The organism is Allobosea sp. CCNWLY174 (assembly GCF_037120455.1).
Lineage (GTDB): Bacteria > Pseudomonadota > Alphaproteobacteria > Rhizobiales > Beijerinckiaceae > Allobosea > Allobosea lupini.
Genome location: NZ_JBBBBQ010000005.1, coordinates 99,952 through 119,075 on the forward strand (window position 1 = coordinate 99,952; position 19,124 = coordinate 119,075).

General features: G+C 66.7%; 19 protein-coding genes, 3 tRNA genes and 1 riboswitch. Of the genes, 16 read left to right on the forward strand and 6 right to left on the reverse strand.

Annotation, left to right across the window (positions count from 1 at the left end):
* Positions 1–14 precede the first annotated feature (14 nt).
* Complete coding sequence (locus V7S63_RS16610) at positions 15–1,139, reverse strand: helix-turn-helix transcriptional regulator (protein ID WP_336531008.1); 1,125 nt, start codon at positions 1,137–1,139, stop codon at positions 15–17.
* Positions 1,140–1,489: 350 nt separating this feature from the next.
* Here V7S63_RS16610 and V7S63_RS16615 point away from each other — a divergent pair, with 350 nt between their 5' ends.
* The 4 genes from V7S63_RS16615 to V7S63_RS16630 all read left to right on the forward strand — a co-directional run bounded on the left by V7S63_RS16615 (position 1,490) and on the right by V7S63_RS16630 (position 4,210).
* The gene (locus tag V7S63_RS16615) at positions 1,490–1,801 is read left to right on the forward strand and encodes a hypothetical protein (protein ID WP_336531009.1); all 312 of its coding nucleotides are present in this window, start codon (positions 1,490–1,492) and stop codon (positions 1,799–1,801) included.
* Between the two features lie 136 nt (positions 1,802–1,937).
* Positions 1,938–2,528, forward strand: a complete 591-nt coding sequence (locus V7S63_RS16620; RefSeq protein WP_091841248.1) for an acyloxyacyl hydrolase — start codon at positions 1,938–1,940, stop codon at positions 2,526–2,528.
* A 246-nt stretch (positions 2,529–2,774) separates the two neighbouring features.
* Positions 2,775–3,284: a hypothetical protein gene (locus tag V7S63_RS16625; RefSeq protein ID WP_336531010.1), complete on the forward strand. Its 510-nt coding sequence runs from the start codon at positions 2,775–2,777 to the stop codon at positions 3,282–3,284.
* 434 nt (positions 3,285–3,718) lie between these two features.
* On the forward strand, positions 3,719–4,210 hold the full coding sequence (locus V7S63_RS16630; protein ID WP_336531011.1) for a hypothetical protein: 492 nt from the start codon (positions 3,719–3,721) through the stop codon (positions 4,208–4,210).
* 115 nt (positions 4,211–4,325) lie between these two features.
* Here the strand turns inward: V7S63_RS16630 and V7S63_RS16635 are convergent.
* Positions 4,326–4,399: transfer RNA gene (locus V7S63_RS16635), tRNA-Cys, on the reverse strand.
* A 192-nt stretch (positions 4,400–4,591) separates the two neighbouring features.
* On the opposite strand from V7S63_RS16635, the gene V7S63_RS16640 reads away from it, so the two are divergent.
* The 10 genes from V7S63_RS16640 to V7S63_RS16685 all read left to right on the forward strand — a co-directional run bounded on the left by V7S63_RS16640 (position 4,592) and on the right by V7S63_RS16685 (position 12,237).
* Positions 4,592–4,666: transfer RNA gene (locus V7S63_RS16640), tRNA-Asn, on the forward strand.
* Between the two features lie 115 nt (positions 4,667–4,781).
* Entirely contained in the window at positions 4,782–5,153 is a 372-nt protein-coding gene (locus V7S63_RS16645; protein ID WP_336531012.1) for a VanZ family protein, read from the forward strand.
* A 246-nt stretch (positions 5,154–5,399) separates the two neighbouring features.
* Positions 5,400–6,572, forward strand: a complete 1,173-nt coding sequence (locus V7S63_RS16650) for a hypothetical protein (RefSeq protein WP_336531013.1) — start codon at positions 5,400–5,402, stop codon at positions 6,570–6,572.
* A gap of 58 nt (positions 6,573–6,630) precedes the next feature.
* Positions 6,631–7,278 carry a TenA family protein gene (locus V7S63_RS16655; protein ID WP_336531014.1) on the forward strand — a complete coding sequence of 216 codons (648 nt, stop codon included), beginning with the start codon at positions 6,631–6,633 and terminating at the stop codon, positions 7,276–7,278.
* Positions 7,279–7,337: 59 nt separating this feature from the next.
* Positions 7,338–7,434, forward strand: a riboswitch (TPP riboswitch).
* Between the two features lie 101 nt (positions 7,435–7,535).
* Entirely contained in the window at positions 7,536–8,279 is a 744-nt protein-coding gene (locus V7S63_RS16660) for an ABC transporter permease (RefSeq protein WP_336531015.1), read from the forward strand.
* 43 nt (positions 8,280–8,322) lie between these two features.
* Positions 8,323–9,282: an ABC transporter substrate-binding protein gene (locus V7S63_RS16665; RefSeq protein WP_336531016.1), complete on the forward strand. Its 960-nt coding sequence runs from the start codon at positions 8,323–8,325 to the stop codon at positions 9,280–9,282.
* A 178-nt stretch (positions 9,283–9,460) separates the two neighbouring features.
* Positions 9,461–10,684: an MFS transporter gene (locus V7S63_RS16670; RefSeq protein ID WP_336531017.1), complete on the forward strand. Its 1,224-nt coding sequence runs from the start codon at positions 9,461–9,463 to the stop codon at positions 10,682–10,684.
* A gap of 92 nt (positions 10,685–10,776) precedes the next feature.
* A complete protein-coding gene (locus tag V7S63_RS16675; RefSeq protein ID WP_091841192.1) occupies positions 10,777–11,103 on the forward strand; it encodes an NIPSNAP family protein in 327 nt (108 codons plus the stop codon).
* Between the two features lie 294 nt (positions 11,104–11,397).
* On the forward strand, positions 11,398–11,799 hold the full coding sequence (locus V7S63_RS16680; RefSeq protein WP_143079799.1) for a BPSL0067 family protein: 402 nt from the start codon (positions 11,398–11,400) through the stop codon (positions 11,797–11,799).
* A gap of 15 nt (positions 11,800–11,814) precedes the next feature.
* On the forward strand, positions 11,815–12,237 hold the full coding sequence (locus V7S63_RS16685; RefSeq protein WP_336531018.1) for an STY0301 family protein: 423 nt from the start codon (positions 11,815–11,817) through the stop codon (positions 12,235–12,237).
* A gap of 81 nt (positions 12,238–12,318) precedes the next feature.
* Here the strand turns inward: V7S63_RS16685 and V7S63_RS16690 are convergent.
* From V7S63_RS16690 to V7S63_RS16700, 3 genes are all read right to left on the reverse strand, one after another.
* Positions 12,319–12,405, reverse strand: a tRNA-Leu gene (locus V7S63_RS16690).
* A gap of 60 nt (positions 12,406–12,465) precedes the next feature.
* Entirely contained in the window at positions 12,466–13,101 is a 636-nt protein-coding gene (locus V7S63_RS16695) for a DUF1190 domain-containing protein (RefSeq protein ID WP_336531019.1), read from the reverse strand.
* Between the two features lie 29 nt (positions 13,102–13,130).
* Positions 13,131–14,711 carry an AMP-binding protein gene (locus V7S63_RS16700; RefSeq protein ID WP_336531020.1) on the reverse strand — a complete coding sequence of 527 codons (1,581 nt, stop codon included), beginning with the start codon at positions 14,709–14,711 and terminating at the stop codon, positions 13,131–13,133.
* A 495-nt stretch (positions 14,712–15,206) separates the two neighbouring features.
* Between V7S63_RS16700 and V7S63_RS16705 the strand changes: the two genes are divergently transcribed.
* Entirely contained in the window at positions 15,207–15,722 is a 516-nt protein-coding gene (locus V7S63_RS16705) for a hypothetical protein (RefSeq protein WP_336531021.1), read from the forward strand.
* Positions 15,723–15,816: 94 nt separating this feature from the next.
* Here the strand turns inward: V7S63_RS16705 and V7S63_RS16710 are convergent, their stop codons facing one another.
* Positions 15,817–18,492 carry a phosphoenolpyruvate carboxylase gene (locus V7S63_RS16710; protein ID WP_336531172.1) on the reverse strand — a complete coding sequence of 892 codons (2,676 nt, stop codon included), beginning with the start codon at positions 18,490–18,492 and terminating at the stop codon, positions 15,817–15,819.
* A 178-nt stretch (positions 18,493–18,670) separates the two neighbouring features.
* Between V7S63_RS16710 and V7S63_RS16715 the strand changes: the two genes are divergently transcribed.
* Complete coding sequence (locus V7S63_RS16715; RefSeq protein ID WP_336531022.1) at positions 18,671–19,075, forward strand: hypothetical protein; 405 nt, start codon at positions 18,671–18,673, stop codon at positions 19,073–19,075.
* Positions 19,076–19,124: the final 49 nt, after the last annotated feature.

Genomic DNA, 19,124 nt, shown 5'->3' on the forward strand with positions numbered 1-19,124 from the left:
GTGGAGGCCCCGCCCTATGGCCTGCGAAGCGGCAGCTCCGCCGCACGCAGCAGGGCGGCGACCTGACTTTGCTGCCGAGTCCCCGTCTTTGAGAAGACTCGCGCCAGATGGGTGCGCGCCGTCGTCATCCTGATGCCCTGTCCCTGTGCGACCTCGGCCAATGACAGTCCTGAGGCCAGCCCCAGCGCCAGCTTGGCCTCGGCCTCCGTCAGGTCGAACATCTGCCTTGCCGCGATGAGACCGCCGCTGGCCGGCTCGACCGCGCGCGCCACGATCATCACATCGTTCACGCGCCCGGACAGGGCGTAAGCCGGGGACAGCGGCGTCACCGCGAGGGAAACGTCGCGCGCGTCCGGATTGCGCGCCGTCAGCAGCATCTGCCCCCGCATGGCAGTGCGGTCGCCTGCCTCGGTTACCAGATCCTTCAGGCGACCTTGCTCGGAGGGCGCACGCGCATGCAGCTTGCCGCCGCGCAGACCGAGCGGGCTGTCGGGAGTGGCCAGCAACTCTTCGCCAACGGCGTTCGCATAGGCCAATTGCAGGCTGCGATCGACGATGATGATGGCGAGCGACAGCTCGTCGAGCGCCCGCCGCGCCATGTCACGCTCGATGCTGAGGCGACCGAGTTGCTGGCGCAGCTGCGTCACACGCCGCATCACCGGCATCAGTCGCTCGAACAGCGCGATGTCGGCGGCATCGAAGGGCTCTTGCCCGCGCCCACGCTGCACGTCACAAAGCCAGAAGGAGGGACCGGCCTCCAGCACGCGGCTGGCCATCCCGCCATACATGTCCTGCGGCGCCATCCATTCCCGCCAGAAGCGGTTTGAGCGAAGCTCATCACCGAACAGGGCATGATCCCGATAGACGGTCCCTACAGGCACCCCTGCCACTTGAGCGATGAAGGACTGCGCTTCAGTCATCAGTTCGCGGTAGCAGAACGCATCGAGCTCCGGATCGGAATTGTTGGTGATCGAGTCCGCTGGGTGGGTGTCTGGGCCAAAGTGGCCAAGACAAGCCTTCGAGCCGTTGAACAGCTTGCGAACCTGCTCGATCGCGCCGGGCATCTGCTCGAAATCGAGCGCCGCATCCAAAAGTCCATCGACAGCGCTGGTCACCGTGTCGAGATTCGCCCGCGCCATCAAAGTCCTCGGCCAGCCACGCGATTTGCCGGCGCGCCCCGGCCTTCCCCCCGGCCGGGCATCGTCCGCTACGGCACCGACCACAGAATGCTGGCCGGATAGCAAGGCTAACCTCGCGATCCCGCAAGGCAAAGCCCAAATCTTCCCCAAAGTCACCGGTCTGGCGAGACCTCCCGTCTCGGACCGGCCCCCGCCCCGTCTTCACGTGTCGGCCGCCCATCGCAAGCGCGAAGTCATGAACCTTCGGGGCGTCGATCGTGTCGCCGAGCCAAATCCCCTGCATGATGGTAAGCGACGAACCATCGCCTCGGCCGCGCGTTTGCGTCGGGTGGCGGCATGACCGAGGTGACATGAGTTTTCCAACCGCGCGGCAGGAACTGCGGATCGCCTTCAGGCGGATCGAGGCCGAGCTTCCTCCCCGCCTCGCCGGGGCGATGCGCTGGCTCCGCCATCCCGATTCACGCCTGATCAGGATTCCGGCCGGGCTCGCGCTGATGATCGGCGGCGTCTTCTCGTTCCTGCCGATTCTCGGCGCCTGGATGCTGCCGCTCGGCCTGATGCTGCTGGCGGCCGACATACCGCCGCTGCAGCGGCCGATGGCACGTTTCGCCCACTGGTGCCTTGGGTTGCTGGAGCGCGTCAGGCGGCGGCGCCAAAGTTAAGCAGTTGTGTCCGGCCACCGCCGGCGCGGCAAATCGGCAACAGGTGAGCGCAATAGGATCTGCCAGCCCCTACGAGGATTCCCTTGGCCGGAAGCCGCGTTAACCTTCCCTCGGGGGGCTCACCGGGATTCTGCCGATGCGCCATGCGCTCACTTGCCTTGTGGTCTGTCTTTGCCTGCTGACTGGTCTGTCTTTCGACGTCTCCGCCGCGGATTTGGCGAACCCGCTTGCCTACGCTCCGCCGGCCGTCGCTCGATCGCTGGTTTCCGAAATCCGGGGCGGCGTCTTCGCACATGGGCCAGGAACGCGGGAAAGCGGCTCGGTCGACATCAATGGCGAGCTGCTGTTTTCGAAGCCGTTCCAGCCCGCCGATCCGTTGATGGCTTTCCTGGTCCCGCGTCTGCATCTCGGCGGAACGCTGAATACGGCCGGTGACACCAGCCAGCTCTATGCCGGTTTCACCTGGACCTACGACATCACGCGCTCCGTCTTCGTCGAGGGCAGTCTCGGCGGCGCCCTGCACAACGGCGAGACCGGCCGTTTCCCGCGGTTCGACCGCTTGAGCCTCGGCTGCTCGCCGCTCATCCGCGCGACGGGGTCGCTCGGCTACCGTTTAGACGCGAACTGGTCGATCATGGCGACGGTGGAGCATATCTCCAATGCGAACACCTGCCATGCAAACCAGGGTCTGACCAATTACGGCATCCGCATCGGCTATACCTTCTGACAGCAGGCCGAGGCTAGTAGGCGGGAAGCATGTCACCTCGGCGGGCAAGCCGGCCGCCGCGAGCCGGAGTTTCCCATCTACGCCCGGTCGATCCGGCCAGCCCCATCTGCGAGCGCGCCGGCATCGGCGGACAGCGTCGGGAATAGCCGCAGCGCGAAACGTGCGAAACCGCCTCTGCGGCCCGCAAGCCGCGTTCGACTGCCGATATCGAGGATTCGCGACAGAACCGAACGACGGGGGCCGAGCATGTGGTATGCGCCTGGCGAAGATCCCTACAAGAGCCCGGAGATCAACCGGCAGGATCGCTTCTTCGACGACCTGAACCGGGTCAACGACCAGATCCTCCGCGATCAGGCCCGCATGTCCGAGAGCTGGGCCCGGGATATTCGGGCCATCCCCGACAGGGCGCCCGCAGCGTTGCCCGCCTTCGGCTCTCCTGCTCGCAGCGCCTCCTCACGCGCCCGCGAACGGACCACGATACGCAAGCCGCCGACCCGGGCCGAGCGCTGGCAGGCCGCGCTGAAACTGCTGGCGCTCTGCATCGTGGTGGACTGGCTGCTGATCGCCGGTGGTGCCGCCCCCGCCTGGAAGGTCATCGCCTTCACCGCGCTCGCGGTTGGATCGTTCATCGCCGCGGCCTTCGCCCTTGCGGCGCTCGCCCGTGCGGTGGAAGCGTTCCTGCGCAGCCGTGCAGGCAAGCTCAGCCTGCTCTCGGGCGGGGCCCTGGCGGTACTCTATCTCGTCTACGGAGTCTGAGCATCAACGCAGCGCATCTGCCGTCGCCGCGATGGAATTTTGAGGCCTCGGACGAAAGGCAATAACCACGATACGCCAATGGTTTAGCGTGTGACCTGAGCCCCTGATCTTCCTCCAGATTTGACTAGAGTCCGTCACTCACGGAGACGGACGATGCGCCCCTCACGATTTACGGAAGGGCAGGTCATCGGGATGCTGAGGGAGCAGGAGGCCGGAGCGTCGACGGCCGACGTACCGCCGCTGCAGCGGCCGATGGCATGTTTCGCCCACTGGTGCCTGGGATTGGTCGAATGCATCAGGCGGCGCTGATCGAGCCCGTGATGCCACTGAGGATGAAGGCTTCTGGGACTTGCCGTTGCGTCAAATCGCAGGGGTGGTATTTTCGTCACGTGTTGCAAACCATCACCTTGGTTTGGCACGAGAGACCGTTCCAGATGCTCTTCTCCCGCATTGCCGCCGGCGCCCTTGCGCTCGGCCTCTTCGTGGTGCCCGCTTTCGCCAAGAACTTCGCCGTCCCGGCCAAGAACCCCTCGATCACCATCACGCTGCCGAACGACTGGTCGAGCGAGGACATCGAATACGGCTTCCAGGCGCGCCCGAAGGACGAGGGTGTCTTCTTCTCGGTAGAATCCGCGGAGGCACGCCAGATCGACAAGATGCTGGCCGACACCAAGACATGGATGCGCGACAACGAGATCAAGGCCGTCGAGCCGATCAAGGCCGACATGAAGATCAGCGGCATCGATTCGACGGTCTTCCAGTTCCGGACGAGCGACGAGAACGGGCCGACGACCGTCGATCTGATCCTGATGCCGGCCGGCAACGGCCGCGTGATGATGCTGACGGTCTGGGGCAACGATGCGGAGCGCGAGGCCAACGGCAAGGCGCTGGACGCGATCTTCGGCAGCATCAAGCCGATCAATTAGCCGGCGGAGGCCGATCTGGGCGGCTGCGGCAGGGTGTCCCGCCGGACCGCCCGGGTTGACGCGCCGGCTCCCGGTCGCACTCTGCGAGACTAGAGCATGATCATGAAAGGAAATTTGGAGGCCTCGCCCGGAATCGAACCGGGGTGCAAGGATTTGCAGTCCTCTGCGTAACCACTCCGCCACGAGGCCATCCAGGGAGCGTGACCAAAGGCGCGCTCCACGGCTGGGCCTATAACCACATGCCGCGGCGCGCCGCAACCGAAACTCTCGCGCCACTGTGAATTGACGATAGGGCAGATCGTCTTCCCACGATTTTCTCCGGTCGGATGCCAGCAAAGGGGTTGCGTGTTCCCGGCAGCGTCGGTATACGCCGCCCACCGATCCCGGATAGCTCAGCGGTAGAGCAATCGACTGTTAATCGATTGGTCGCAGGTTCGAATCCTGCTCCGGGAGCCAGCATTTTCGAGGGCTTGAGCGATGACCGCTTGGGCCCTTTCTGCTTTCCGGGGACGGAATGGTGCAACGGCAGACGCAGAAGGCGGCGATGCGATTCTTCGGGGACGAGCGTTCCATGCGCCGCTGGGCTGCGCTGATCGGCTGGGGCGCCGTCGCCCTCGTCGTGTTCGCGACGCTGTCACCGATCGGCGCGCGCCCGCATCTTGCGCATATGGGTCCGCAGCTCGAACGCTTCATCGCCTATCTGGTCGCCGCGGCGGCGCTCGCTATCGCCTATCCGGCCCGCAAGGGCGCGATTCTCCTGTCCATCGTCGCCGGCGCCGCCGGCCTCGAGATCGCCCAGCATTTCGAGGCGAGCCGGCATGCCCGCGGGCTGGATGCGCTGGTCAAGATCATGGGCGGCGTCAGCGGGCTTGCCGTCGTGAGCCTGTGCGAGCGGCTCTGGTCGAAGCGCGCCGCCCTGGCGCTGGCCCGCCGGCCGAACTGAATCCCGGCGCGTCCGCGCACGGCGCAGCGCTCGCAAAACAGCACACCCTGGGCCGAAGATTCGATCGGATGTCCGGCGTGCCGCAGGCTCGGCCGGGCTGTCCTTCCGGCTGACAGTCCTTGTCAGCAACCATTGTCGCGGCCCGTGCGGCGCCATGATCGCGCCACCCTCCCCCTAGATTGACGCGTCCCCGAACGGCGCAGCCGCGATCGACCGTGGCGCGCCCGTCCCTGGAGACCTGATCCGATGCTCGCCCGTTCCGTGCTCGTGACCCCGCTGCTGCTGGCGCTCGCCGGCCCCGCCCTCGCCCAGACCACCACGACGGCACCCGCCACCGAACCGGCCACTGCTGCGGGCAAGGCGCCCGACGCCTGCCGCCTGCTGCCGCAGGCCGATCTGGAGGCGCTCTTTCCCGGCCGACCGATAACCGCCAAGGGGCCGACGCTGAGCCCGATCAGCCGCGGCCCGCAATATGCCGAGAGCTGCATGTATTCTGTGAAGCTGCCGAGCCCGACCTCGAAGCTCGACCATGCCCGCTTCGCCTCGGTCACGGTGATCCGCTGGGATGGCATCGCCAGGGGCCGCGAGACGCCGGCCCAGGCCTTCGCCTCGATCAGGGGAACGCGCGAGAAGGTCGCGGCCGATCCCAAGATCACGCTCAAGCTCGAGCCGGTGAGCGGCATCGGCGACGAGGCTTTCCAGGAAACCAACTCCTCGAGCGTGGTGATCCGCGCCCGCAAGGACGACCTGATCTACGCTGTCTCGGTCGACCTCTATTCCGAGCAGACCGCGCCGAACGCGCTCGCTTTGGCGAAGCAGGCCGCTGCACGCTGGCAGGGCGGCACCGGCATGGTCGACACGACCCAGCAGGTGGCGACGAACAGTGCCGTGACCGTGCCGGCGGACACCCGCCCCTCTTCCGTCGCCCCGGTCGAGCAGTGGCCGGATGCCTGCGCGCTGCTGACGCCCGAGGAGATCAAGGCCACCTTCCCCGGCATGACCATCGGCGATGCCCGCAAGCTGATGGGCAAGATCACCCATGAGAGCCGCGAGAACCGGCAGGAAGCGCTGCCGAACCCGATCGGCTGCCAGTTCGACGCCAAGCGCACCGTCGAGAAGGACGGCAAGCGTACGATCGAGCTCAACCAGATCCAGGTCAGCGTCCGCAATGTCGCCGCCAACGAGGATCTCTCGAAGCGCTGGTTCCAGAGCGCGATCAAGGTGTCCGAGGCGAAGACGCCGGTTGCGGGCCTGGGCGACGAGGCGGCGCTCGACATCATGAACCGCATCCATATCCGCAAGGGCCTGACGACGGTCGAGGTCCGCGTCTCCGGCGGCGAGCGCGACCAGGCTTTGCATGATCAGGCGAAGCAGCGCGTCGGCGAGCTCGCCAAGATCGTCGCGGCGCGGCTGAAATAGCGTGCGGTAGTAGCGGCGACGCTGATAGGGAAATCCCGATTAGCGAAAGGCCAAGCTCATGACCGAACGTTTCACCGAGACCCTGCGCCAGGCCAGCCAGCCGGCCTGGTCGCAATCCGTCGGCCATCGCTTCGTGCGCGAATTGCTGGACGGCTCGGTCTCCGACGCGGTCATGATCCGTTATCTCGTGCAGGATCACCGCTTCATCGACAGCTTCCTGACCCTGCTCGGCGGCGCGCTCGCCAGCGCCGACAGCTTCGAGGCCCGCATCCGCTTCGGCCGCTTCATCGGCATGGTCAGCGGCGAGGAGAATACCTATTTCCTGCGCTCCTTCGAGGCGCTCGGCGTGAGCGAGCAGGATCGCACGGCTCCGCCGGACAGCAAGGCGACCGCCGGCTTCAAGGCGATCATGCGCGAGGCCGCCGCGACGCGCTCCTACGCCGCCGCCCTCTCCGTGCTGGTCGTCGCCGAATGGCTCTATCTCGACTGGGCGCAGCAGGCCTCGCAGCCGCTGCCGGCGAGCTTCATTCATGCCGAATGGATCACCCTGCACGACAATCCCGACTTCCGCGACTTCGTCGGCTTCCTGCGGAGCGAGCTCGATCGCGTTGGCCCAAGCGAGGCGGAAACGAGCCGGGACTTCTTCCTGCGCGCGGTCGCGCTGGAGAAGGCGTTCTTCGATTCGGCCTATGACGGCAAAGCCTGACCCGCACCGGCTGTTCTGAGACAGGCGTGACAGCCGCCGGCCGCTCTGTCACAAGGACGGTCGAGAGACGGGGGCGTTCGCCGCAAGGCGGGCTGAGAAGCACCCTTCGAACCTGAACCAGATCATGCTGGCGGAGGGAGTCGCTCGGGGCAGCCCTTGCAAGCGCTTCTCCCCGCGCCCGCCTTCCACCGGAAAGGCGGATTTTGACGACGCAGGACGCGACAGAGCGAAGGCCGGCTCCCGGCGCGAAACCGGTGATGGCCGCGCTCGCCCCTGCCTTGCGCACGGTTCTCGTCCTGCTACTCGTCTGGCAAAGTGCGATCTGGCTGTTCCAGCCACCGCGCTACATCCTGCCCTCGCCGCTCGATGTCGCCCTGGCTTTCCAGCGCCAGCCCGGCTTCCTCTTCGGCCATAGCCTAACGACCATCGCCGAGATGGCGCTCGGCTTCGTGCTCGGCTCGGCGTTCGGCGCGCTGACGGGGCTAGCGATCGTGGCGCTGCCGCGGCTCGGGCGCCTGCTCTGGCCGATCCTGCTCGTGCTGCAATCCTTCCCGGTCTTCGTCATCGCGCCGCTGCTGGTCGTCTGGTTCGGCTTCGGCATGGGCTCGAAGGTGATCATGGCGACGATCATCATCTTCTTTCCCGTCGCCTCCGCCTTCACCGACGGCCTGCGCCGGACCGACCCCGAACTGATCGACGCCACGGCGCTGACCACGGCGACGCACTGGCAGACGCTGCGCTATGTCCGCCTGCCGCTGGCGATGCCGAGCCTGCTCACCGGCCTCAGGGTCGCGGCCCCGCTCGCGCCGCTCGGCGCGGTGATCGGCGAATGGGTCGGTGCCTCGGCCGGGCTCGGCTTCGTCATGGTCCAGGCCAATGCCCGCATGCAGACCGACACGGTCTTCGCCGCGATGACCGTGCTCGCCGTGCTCAGCCTCGTCCTGCGCCATCTCGTCGATGCGCTCGGCCCGCGCCTCATTCCCTGGGCGAGCGAGCCGTGACGCCGCCTCGTTTCAAGCCGATCTCGCAGAAGGATTTCGCCCGATGACCCTCCGCGCCCTCACCCGACGCGCTCTGCTCGCCACCGGCCTCGCTTTGGCCGCCGGCCTCGCCAGCCCGGCCCGCGCCGCCGATGAGCTCACCGTGATGCTCGAATGGTTCGTCAATCCGGACCACGCGCCGCTGGTCGTCGCCGACAAGCTTGGGCTGTTCAAGGAGGCCGGGCTCGAGGTCACGATGGTGCCGCCATCCGACCCCTCGGCCGTGCCGCGCCTCGTCGCCGCCGGCCAGGCCGATATCGGCGTCCACTATCAGCCTAATCTCTATCTCGACCACGCCGCCGGCATCCCGATCGTCCGCGTCGGTACATTGGTCGAGACGCCGCTCAACAGCGTCATCGTCAAGGCCGATGGCCCGATCAAGAGCCTCGCCGATCTCAAGGGCAAGACGGTCGGCTATGCCGTCTCCGGCACCGAGACCACCCTGCTCGGCCAGATGCTGGCCAAGGCCGGCCTCAAGCTCGACGACGTCAAGCTGGTCAACGTCAACTTCGCACTCTCGGCCGCGCTGATCGGCGGCAAGGTCGACGCCACCATCGGCGGCTACCGCAATTTCGAGCTGACCCAGATGAAGCTCGAAGGCCATCCCGGCACCGCCTTCTATCCGGAGGAGCACGGCGTTCCCGCCTATGACGAATTGATCCTGATCACCCGCCGCGACGCCGTCGGTGACAGCCGCCTGCCCCGTTTCCTCGACGCGATCGAGAAAGCGGCGCTCTATCTGACCAACCACCCGCAGGAGGCCTGGAAGCTCTTCGTCGCCGCCCATCCCGACCTCGACGACGCTCTCAACCGCCAGGCCTGGACAGACACGCTACCGCGCTTCGCCAAGCGCCCGCGCGCCCTCGACCAGGGCCGCTATGAGCGCTTCGGCGCCTTCCTTGTCGAGCGTGGCCTGATCCAGAAGGCCCCGGCGCTCGCCGAGATCGCCGGCGAAGTGAAATAGCGGGCGGATCGCGGCGGCGGCCCTCGACCGCCGCCGCGCCCGATCCCGCGTCCACATCAGGGCGGACCTGTGCTGTGGGCTCTGGGTTTTCAGCCGAACGCGGTGGTATGAGCCGGCTTTGCAGCTATCGGGCGGCCCTCGCCCGCCATCCAAGCTTGCGCCCGGATCGATCATCCGCATGAACGTCAGCCAGCCGATCGCCCAGACCCGCCGCGCCGACCTGCCGGTGCTCTTCGTGCTCAGCGCGACGCATCTGCTCAACGACATGATCCAGTCGCTGATCCCGGCGATCTACCCGATCATCAAAACGGCCTACGCGCTCGATTTCGGCCAGATCGGCCTGATCACGCTGACCTTCCAGATCACCGCCTCGCTGCTGCAGCCGGTCGTCGGCCATTACACCGACAAGAACCCGATGCCCTATTCGATGGTCGTCGGCATGGGCTGCACCCTGACCGGGCTGATCGGTCTCGCCTATGCCGGCAGCTATGCGCTGCTGCTGATCTCGGCTGCCTGCGTCGGCCTCGGCTCGTCGATCTTCCATCCCGAGGCGACCCGCATGGCCCGCAACGCCTCGGGCGGCCAGCAGGGACTGGCGCAGGGCATCTTCCAGGTCGGCGGCCAGAGCGGCGGCGCCCTCGGCCCGCTGCTCGCCGCCTTCATCATCGTCCCGCGCGGCCAGGCCAGCGTCGCCTGGTTCTCGGCCGCGGCCCTGCTCGCCATGATCCTGATGGTCTGGACGGCGCGCCGCTATGCCGAGCTGAGCAAGGCGGCCGCAGCCGCCGCTGCAGCGAAGCCCGCCAAGGCCGCGGGACCCGCCCCGGCGGCGCCTGCGCACACCAAGGGCCAGATCGCCTTCGCGATCACCATCCTGGTGATCCTGCTGTTCTCGAAGAACGCCTATTCGTCGAGCTTCAGCTCCTATTACACCTTCTACCTGATCGGGAAGTTCGGCATCTCCGTGCAGGGCTCGCAGCTGATGCTGTTCCTCTTCCTCGCGGCCGCCGCCGTCGGGGCGCTCGCCGGCGGCATCATCGGCGACCGGATCGGCCGCAACCGCATCCTCTGGTTCTCGATCCTCGGCGCCCTGCCCTTCTCGCTGGTCCTGCCCTTTGCCGACCTGTTCTGGACCGGCGTGCTGACGGTGGTGATCAACCTGATCATGGCGAGCTCCTTCGCCGCGATCCTGATCTACGCGATGGAGCTGATGCCGGGCCGGATCGGCCTGATCGGCGGCCTGTTCTACGGACTCTCCTTCGGGCTCGGCGGCCTCGCGGCGGCGATCCTCGGCGAGGTCGCCGACTGGATCGGCATCGAAGCGGTCTACCGGATCTGCGCCTTCCTGCCGGCGATCGGCCTCCTGGCCTGGTTCCTGCCGAAGGTGGAGCACAAGCGGGGCTAGACCGCGCGACCGGGGCTGGGCCACTCTATCGGGACAGACTAACCTTGCGGCCAGTTGCCCTCAGCAAGACCAATGACAGGACGTGATTTTCGATGATCTACGAAATGCGCGTGTATCGCTGCCTGCCTGGTCGGCTTCCGGCTTTGCTCGACCGCTTTGACAAGGCCACGCTGAAGCTGTGGGACAAGCACGGTATCCGGCAAGCCGGATTCTTCACCACGCTGATCGGGGAGTCCAATCGCGACCTGACCTATTTCCTGGCCTGGGAATCGCTCGCCGAGCGCGAGACGAAATGGACGGCGTTCGCGACCGATCCGGAGTGGACCGAGGCACGCACCAGGAGCGAAGCGGACGGCCAGATCATCGAAAACGTCGTCAGCCAGATTTTGGCGCCGACGGCCTTCTCCGCGGTCAAATAAGCTCCGGACAGGCGATTGCCAGTGCCAGGACAAAAGCAGCAAGGGCGATATCGCCCCTGCTGCCAGGTGAGTTGAAGGCCTTGCAGTTACGCAGTTCGGCCGATGCAAATCAATCCAAATTTTGAACTCGCCTGCGGAGGTATAAATTTCGCGTCCCAGCGGCTGTTACTGCCGATAGTCGTTCAAATGTGCACAATGGCTCCAAAGGCCGGGCGCCAAAGTTACGTAGTTTCCTTATGAAGTAACGCGCCGGCTCAGAGCGCCCCGCGATTTAAGTATTTCACGAGGTCCAGCATGGAGCACATTCTAAAACCAGAGAGCGGCAAGACGCTCGAGCAAAGCTATGCTGGAACCTCCTATACCAACGCAAAAGGCAATGCAGAATGCGTTGAGTTCATCCAGCAGACGCTCAAAGCCCCACAGACCAAGTTCTGGATTGAGGGGCGCAAGGTCACCAAGGACGGCCCCGTGCTTCCGGTCGGCACGGCCATCGCGACATTCGTCGACGGAAAATATCCGCAGACCGGCAGCACCGGCAAGCACGCGGCGATTTATCTGGGCCAGGATGCCACCGGGATTCAGGTCCTCGATCAATGGCGCGCGCAAGGGGAGGTCAGGCGTCGTACAATTCGCTGGACACCGACGAAATCGGGATTGAGCAACGACGGCAACGCGTTTTCAGCGATCGAATGGTAGCGGGGCGATAGCGGCATGAGCAGGATTTTGATGGCAGCGGGATTGTTCGTGGTCCTCGCCGGCGAGGCGCTCGCGGCGCCGCAATGCCCGGCCGAAGTTGAGACGCAGCAGCAGCTCACCGCGGCCATTCCGGGCTGGCGCGATCTGCGCAGCAAGACGCCGCATCGCGTCAGCCAGGTCACCTTCTATGACGGCCAGCCGAGCGAGCAGGTCAGCCTGGCCCCGGATGCGACACGGAAGGTCAGGGATCGCGAGGTCTCGACCTGGCAGTTTGCCAGCTCTTCCGAACGCCGAATCTGGATCGAATGCGGCTATGCCGGCACCTCGATCTCATTGGCCCAGGAGCTTCCGGCCGGCACGAAGAGCTGTTCGGTCACCTACAATCCAAAAGTCCGCCTGTCGGGCCTGCCGCGGATCGAGCAGCTGGACTGCAAGTAGGCTTCCGGTGGGCCAAAGGGTTTCCCGCGCGTATGGGCTGGCCTCTTCGTCTCGGGCTGGCCCTCCCGCAAAGGGGCATGATGGTGCGGACGGCGGGGATCGAACCCGCATGCCGTTTCCGGCGAGGCATTTTAAGTGCCTTGCGTCTACCAGTTTCGCCACGTCCGCGCGGCGAGACTGGTTAGCGATACCAGCGCCCGGCGACAAGCGCCGGTTGCGCACCTGTCCTCAGCGCCGATGTGCCGGCTTGTACCATTCGACCCCGTCCGGATCGACATAGAGCCCGGGCGCGACGTCGGAGCCGATCTTCTTCTCCTGCATCGGCACGCGCACCGTATCGTCGCGGTCGCCGCGGCGGATATAGGGGCCGCTCGCCTGCTGGTGCTGGCCGCCGCCGCCCATCACCGCCCGGCGGGCCGCGACCTTGTCGTCGAGCGCCGCGACCTGGCGGGCCGAGAAGGCGACCTTGCCCGTGCCCTCGATGATCGGAAAGGCCTTGCCCTGGGCGCCCTCGCCCGTGACGCGGATTCCGACGAAGCGCGGCACGTAGGACTGCCCGCCGCCGCCACGCGCCAGCGCGTCCCAGCCGCCGGTGGTCGAGACCTGGGCGCCGCAGCGCTTATGGACGCGCTCGCACGCGCTGCGCGAAGCATAGCGCGGCGCCTTCTGCTCGAATTCGGCGCGGGCGTTGCGATAGGCGTGCTCGCACTGTTCGGCCGAGAGCTTGCCGGCTTCGATGCATTCGTCGCGGCGAACATAGGTCTGGCCGGCGGCCTGGGCGGCAAGATCGGCAGGTGCAAGGGCGATCCCGGCCACGGCGAAGGCCGCCGCGCGGGCGAAGACGAGGGGAAGAAGCGTGATCATGCGGCTTCCCAGAGCATGCGATTGTGGCGTCACAGCAGCGGCCTCATCATGATGGCGAGCTCGCGCGTGCCACCATAATCGATCTTGCCGTTGCCGAGCACAGGAATCGTGGCCGTGACGAGGATGGCCTTGGGCAGCCATAGCTCCGGGAAACCCTGGCGCTTGGCCTCGTCCTGCAGCGCCTTCTTCTCGGCGTCGGGCTTCTCGGTGACGAGCACGAGCTGCTCGCCCTTGCGCATGTCGGGCAGCGCCACGACCACGTGATTGTGACCGGGCCAGAGCCCGGCGACCATCGATTCGACCGCTGCCAGCGAGACCATCTCGCCGCCGAGCTTGGCAAAGCGCTTGGCTCGCCCCTTGATCGCGACGAAGCCGTCATCGATCGAAACGATGTCGCCGGTGTCGTGCCAGCCGCCCTCCGGCGGCATGATCGCGCCGGGATTGTCGGCGTTGAGATAGCCGAGCATCACGTTCGGCCCCTTGACGCAGAGTCGCCCGCCCTCGCTGATGCCCTCGACCGGCTCGAGCTTCGCCGTGATCCCGGGTAGGAGCCGCCCGACCGTGCCGTCGCGCATCGCCACCGGCGTATTGCAGGCCAGCACCGGCGAGCACTCGGTGCAGCCATAGCCTTCGAGGATGGTGGTGCCATAGGGCTCCCAGAGCTTGCGTGTCTCCGGCTTCACCCGCTCGGCCCCGGCGACGACATAGCGCACGCTCTTGAGGTCGCCCTCGTCGGCGGCGCGCGCGTAGCCCTGAAGGAACGTGTCGGTGGCGAACAGGAAGGTCGCCCCGGTCTCGCCGATCAGCTTGGGCACCTGCTTGTAGTGCAGCGGGCTCGGATAGAGCACGACCTTCATGCCGTGGGTCAGCGGCATCAGCAGCGCTGCGGTCAGCCCGAAGGAGTGGAAGGCCGGCAGCGGGTTCATGACGATGTCGCGCTCGCTGAGGAAGCCGGCGGCGAGCTGGAAGATCTGGTTGGCGTTGGAGACCAGATTGGCATGGCTCAGCACCACGCCCTTGGGCTTGCCCTCGGTGCCGGAGGTGAACAGCACCACGGCCGGATCGTCGGGCTTCGCCGCATGGCTGCGAAGCGCCAGCCCGGGCGCCAGCGAGGCGAGCGCACCGATCACCTTGTCGAGGCTGGTCAATTCCTTGCGGACGTCTTCGAGATAGATCACCCGCCGCCCCGGCGCCAGCGCCTCGACGATGTCGTCGAGCTTGGCCTGGTCGATGAAGCGGCGAGAGGTGACGATGGTCGAGATCGGCCCGATCTCGCAGGCCGCGGTGAGGTTCTTCAGGCCGGCGGTGAAGTTGAGCAGCGCCGGCACGCGGCCGAACGCCGAGAGCCCAAACAGCGTCACCGCCATGCCCTGCACGTTGGGCAGCATCAGCCCGACCTTTTCGCCGGGCCTGGTCAACGCCGAAAGCTTGCGGCCGAGCACCAGCGCGCCCAGCACCAGACTGCCATAGCTGAGCGGCTTGCGCTCCGGATCCTCCAGCGCGATGCGACTCCTGCCGTGCTTACCGGCGGCAGCCAGCAGCGCCTGGAACAGCGTGGTCCGGGCGCCTTCGACATCGAAGGGCTGTGCCGGCAGTTCGGTCGCGGCCATTCGGCTCGTGCTCCCTTCAGCGTTCCTCTTGCGCGCAACCTAAGGCGAACGGGCCGCGATACAATCCGCTGGCGGCAACTTCCCCATCATCATCCGGCACGCTGGGTTGTGCCGCGACTGGAGACTGCTGCGATGCCTCGGCTGCGCCTGCTCCTGTCATCGCCCCTCATTGTGACAGCCGAACGCGTCGGCGTGGCGCGAGCGCCCGGCCTTCGCGTTCGCGACCATTGCGGTCTTGCCCGCGATGCTCGAGCATCCACAGTCTTGAACCCTTTGCTGGCGCATGACTGAGATGTGCGAAACGCCGCTAACACGCTGCATTGCAGCAAGAAATCGCCCGAATCCGGCTCCCGATCACCAATCTCGAAATGGCTACCGCGCAATCGCTGAAATTTGACGAAGAAGCCGTTCATCACGTCGCGCTTCCGTCATTGAGATGGGGGACGTTCATCGCTATCTCCGGTTGCGGAGCTGGGGACTGCAGCCGTGCCGACCATGTCGAAACCGATCATCGCCGCTGCTGCACTCGCAGCGGCTTCCGTCGCTCTCGCCTCGCCTGCTAGCGCGGCAGGGTTCTGGGAGACGCTGTTCGGCGTCCCGCAGCGGCCGACCTACGCGCCCGTGCCCGACAATCCGCTGCACATGACGGTGCGGCCAAAGCAGAAGAAGGCCGGGACGACGCTCGATGCCGGCAAGGACGGCCCGAAGCCGAAGCTCGTCAAGCCGATGGAGTACGCCAACGACCCGTTCTGGTACCTCAAGGACGAGACGCTGAAGAAGGGCGACATCATCGTCCTGAAGGATCGCGTCGTGGTCTTCGACGGCGGCTCGCGCGCCTATTCCAACTTCGCCAGCTTCCAGTCGAGCCCGCTGCTTTCGGCCAAGGCCAAGAGCCAGCTCAAATATCTGGTCTCGACCCCGCGGGACAGCCACACCGTCTGGGAGCCGGTCCAGTCGATCTCCGACCGCAACATCAGCGCTTCGGCCGAGCTCTCGGAACGGACACGCTGAGACAATTCGTCATTCTCGGGCGAAGCGCAGCGCGGACCCGGGAATCTCTTTCAGGAGATGGTCGGCTCAAGGTCGACCATGACGCCCACACCCCTCACCCGAACGCCCCGATCTCATGCTGGATCGCGCCCGAGACCTCGCGTAGCAGCCCAAAGCACTCCCGCATCGGCTCGACCACGTCGCGATGGAAGGCGGCATAGGCGCCGCCCTCGCGAGGGCCGGCAGGCTCGCCGAAATCGAGCCCCAGCGCCGGGTCGGGATTGAGCGGGAAGATCTGGCCGAGCAGCGCCAGCGCCCCGGCCATGTCGAGCCGCAGGATACGCTCGAGCAGGAGCTCGCGCGTCACCCCGGCATATGGCCGGAAGTCCGGGATATGCGTGGCCGACAGCCAGATCCGGTGCAGCAGCGAGAGGCGCAGCGTATGCAGCGCCACCAGCCGGACCGGCATCGCCGGCGGCTCGCCCGCGGCCTCCTTCAGCTTCAGCCGATCGGATGCGAAGCGCCAGAACAGCCTTCGCAGCGAAGGCGCAAGATCGAGCCGCGCCAGCGTCTCGGCGACGGCGAGCAACTCGTCGCGGCGCCCCTCCTTCTCGGTACGCCGGGCCCGGTCGAACCAGGAGCCGGCATCGAGCGTGTCGAGATAGGCGCGCAGCACGTCGAGATCGCTGTTCGCCATGGCATTGGCCGCAAGCCGGTAGGCCCGGCCGAAGCGTTCGGAGCTCTCGCGCATGCTGGCGAACAGATCCGGCGCCCGCGCTGCCGCCTGGCCGATGCCGTGCACGCTGTTCGCCAGCCAGCCGAGCTGCTGCAGGATCGCATTGTTGGGAATGGCGCGCAGCTCACGGGGATGGCGGATCACCGTCGGCCCGCCGGCATCGCTCTGCCGTGCCGCCGGGCGCGAGCCGGTCTTGTCGAGCAGAGAGGGGCCGAACGTGCCGATCAGGGCCGCATAGCCGGGATCGTCGACGAGATGGGTCATCTGCTCGCGCACGGTCTGGAAGAATTCGGTGGCGAAGTCCGGCTCGGCATAGATCGGATCGTCTGCGCCGGCAGCCGCGTCCGCGAAGACGGCTTCGGCGATGCGCGCCACCGTCGCGCCCGCAAGCCCCCTGGTGCCGAAGAGCAGATAGCCGTCGCTGCCCTGGAAGCTGGTCTCGCGCGTGACCTTGACGCCGGCCTTGGCGAAGGCGCGTCGCGGCCATTCCGGATCGAGATAGGCGAGCCGGTCGCTGAGGCTGTCGGGATGGGCGCCGCGCCCGGCCGACTCGCCATGCGTGTCGAAGATCACCAGCTCGATATCGGTGAGCCCGTAGCGCTGCAGCAGCTCGAGGATGCGGCTCCTCAGCCGCTCGACCCAGAAGGTCGCCGCGACCTGGCCGATATAGCGGCCGGAATCGGAATAGCCGAACTGGACGCAGAGCCGGCCATGACGCTTGAGATAGTCGCGCCAATGCGGGCTGCGCAGCGCCTCGTCGATGATGCGGGGCCCCTGTTCGAGGGCGTCCGACGTCTCGAAGAGCGGCGAGATCTCGACGAGATCGGCGATGCCGAAGCGCCTGGCGAGATAGAGCGCCGACAGGAGCGTATAGCCGGTCTCGGTCTCGGCGATCAGGAAGCGCACGGGCCGCGAACCGTCGACATGCTTCACGATCTGCGCGACCATCATCATCATTCGCGCCGCCGAGGCGCGCTCGACCGCGAGCGCGCCGAAATCGACCGGCGTCGGCTTCACTTTGGCGAGCGCCTGGTTGACGGCTGCGAGGAAGGCGCGCCGCTGTGCCGGCTGGGCCGGTTCCTCGTCGAGCGAGATCACCCCGCGCATGGCGTTGTGAAGCTGCGAGGCGTTCAGCCGGAAATGCGGCAGCGCGATCGAGACGCCGTGGGCGATGACGCCCGCCCGCGCCAGGATCAGAGCTTCCGCCGTCGCCTCGTCCTCGGCCAGCACGATCGCCTTGTCGAGCGCCGCCACCAGCTTCGACGCTTCCGGCAGCGCCGCCTCCCGCTCGCCGACGAGCGCCAGCGAGAATGCCTGCAGGGCCGCGATCTCCGGCTTGCTGTTGAGCGGCGGGCAGAGCGCCAGCTGCCGCTCCACCGCGGCGAGCGCCTCCTCGACCAGCGCCCTCACCTCGGCGGTCGCCGGCGCCTCCGGCAGCTTCTCCAGCAGGCGGAAGAACTGGCCGCGCTTCGATTCCAGCCGGTAGCGCAGCGTGTCCCACCAACCGATATCGGTGCGTCCATCGGTGTCGCAGCCGACCCAGGAGGCGAGCAGCAGGGCGCGCGGCCTGAGCTCGCGCCAGCGCTGCGGCCAGCGCGCCCGCGCCTCGGCCAGGAAGGCGGCATTCAGCCGGTCGATCGCATCGCGGGCGTTGCGCACCGAAAAGCGTGCCTGCTCGAACTCGTCCTGCAGGGTGATCGCCGCATCCGGCCGGAAGGAGAGGTCGGCGGCCCTCAGCGCCGTCGCCTCGCCCTCGTTCGAGGCGAGCTCGGCCAGCGCATGCGCCACCGCCCGGCTCATGCCGAAGGTCGGATGCGCGGTGAAGACGGCAGCGAAGCGTACCCGCGCCAGCGCCGCCGCATAGGCCTCGAAGGGCTGCGCCGAAGCGCTCGCCTCGTCCGCGACACGCCGCGCCAGCGCGGCATAGGCTTCGCTCTCGTCGCGCTCCAGCCCGACATAGGCGGCGACGCGCGCTGCCCGGTCGGCCAGGGCGGCGCGTCCGAGCTGGCGGATCAGCGCGGCGGTATCGGCAAGCGTCACCTCGCCGCGATCCATCTTCCGGGTCAGCCAGAGCGTGACGCGCAGCACCGGATTGCCGAACGGGTCCTCGCGCGCATCCGAGCGCGCCTGCACGATCGCCGCCGACAATTCGCCCGCCAGCGCCGATGGCGACAATTCCTCCGCACCCGCCACGCCGCTCTCCGCTTTTCAATCGTGTGATGAGCGGGAGCAGGTGAGCAGGATTTGGATTTTGCTGCAACTGCGAAATGAAATGCGGCTCAGCAGCGCGATGGCGGACGTGACGCCTGCATCGCGATCCGCAGCCCGCCCTTACAATCACCGCTTCCATAGCCATATCGGCATGGACCCGGAGGAATTCATGGATACGACCGTGCGGCGTGATCTCTCCGGCAACTGGGGCGTCTCCGACCTGCTCGAACGCTCGATCTGCTCGATCATTCGCGACCCGCATGGCAGTTGCTGGATCGTTCTCGGGCAGGATCAGGTCGCGCGCCTGAGCGATATCCGGAAGGGGCCGTTCCTGTCGGTGGATGCTGCCATGACGGCCATCGAGAAGAATCTCAACGGACCCTGCCGTCATCGTACGGCAACTGTGCCGACCAACTATTTCCCGTAGGATCTCGGCGGGCCCCAAAAATAAAAGCGCCGCTGGCCAACTTGTTTTG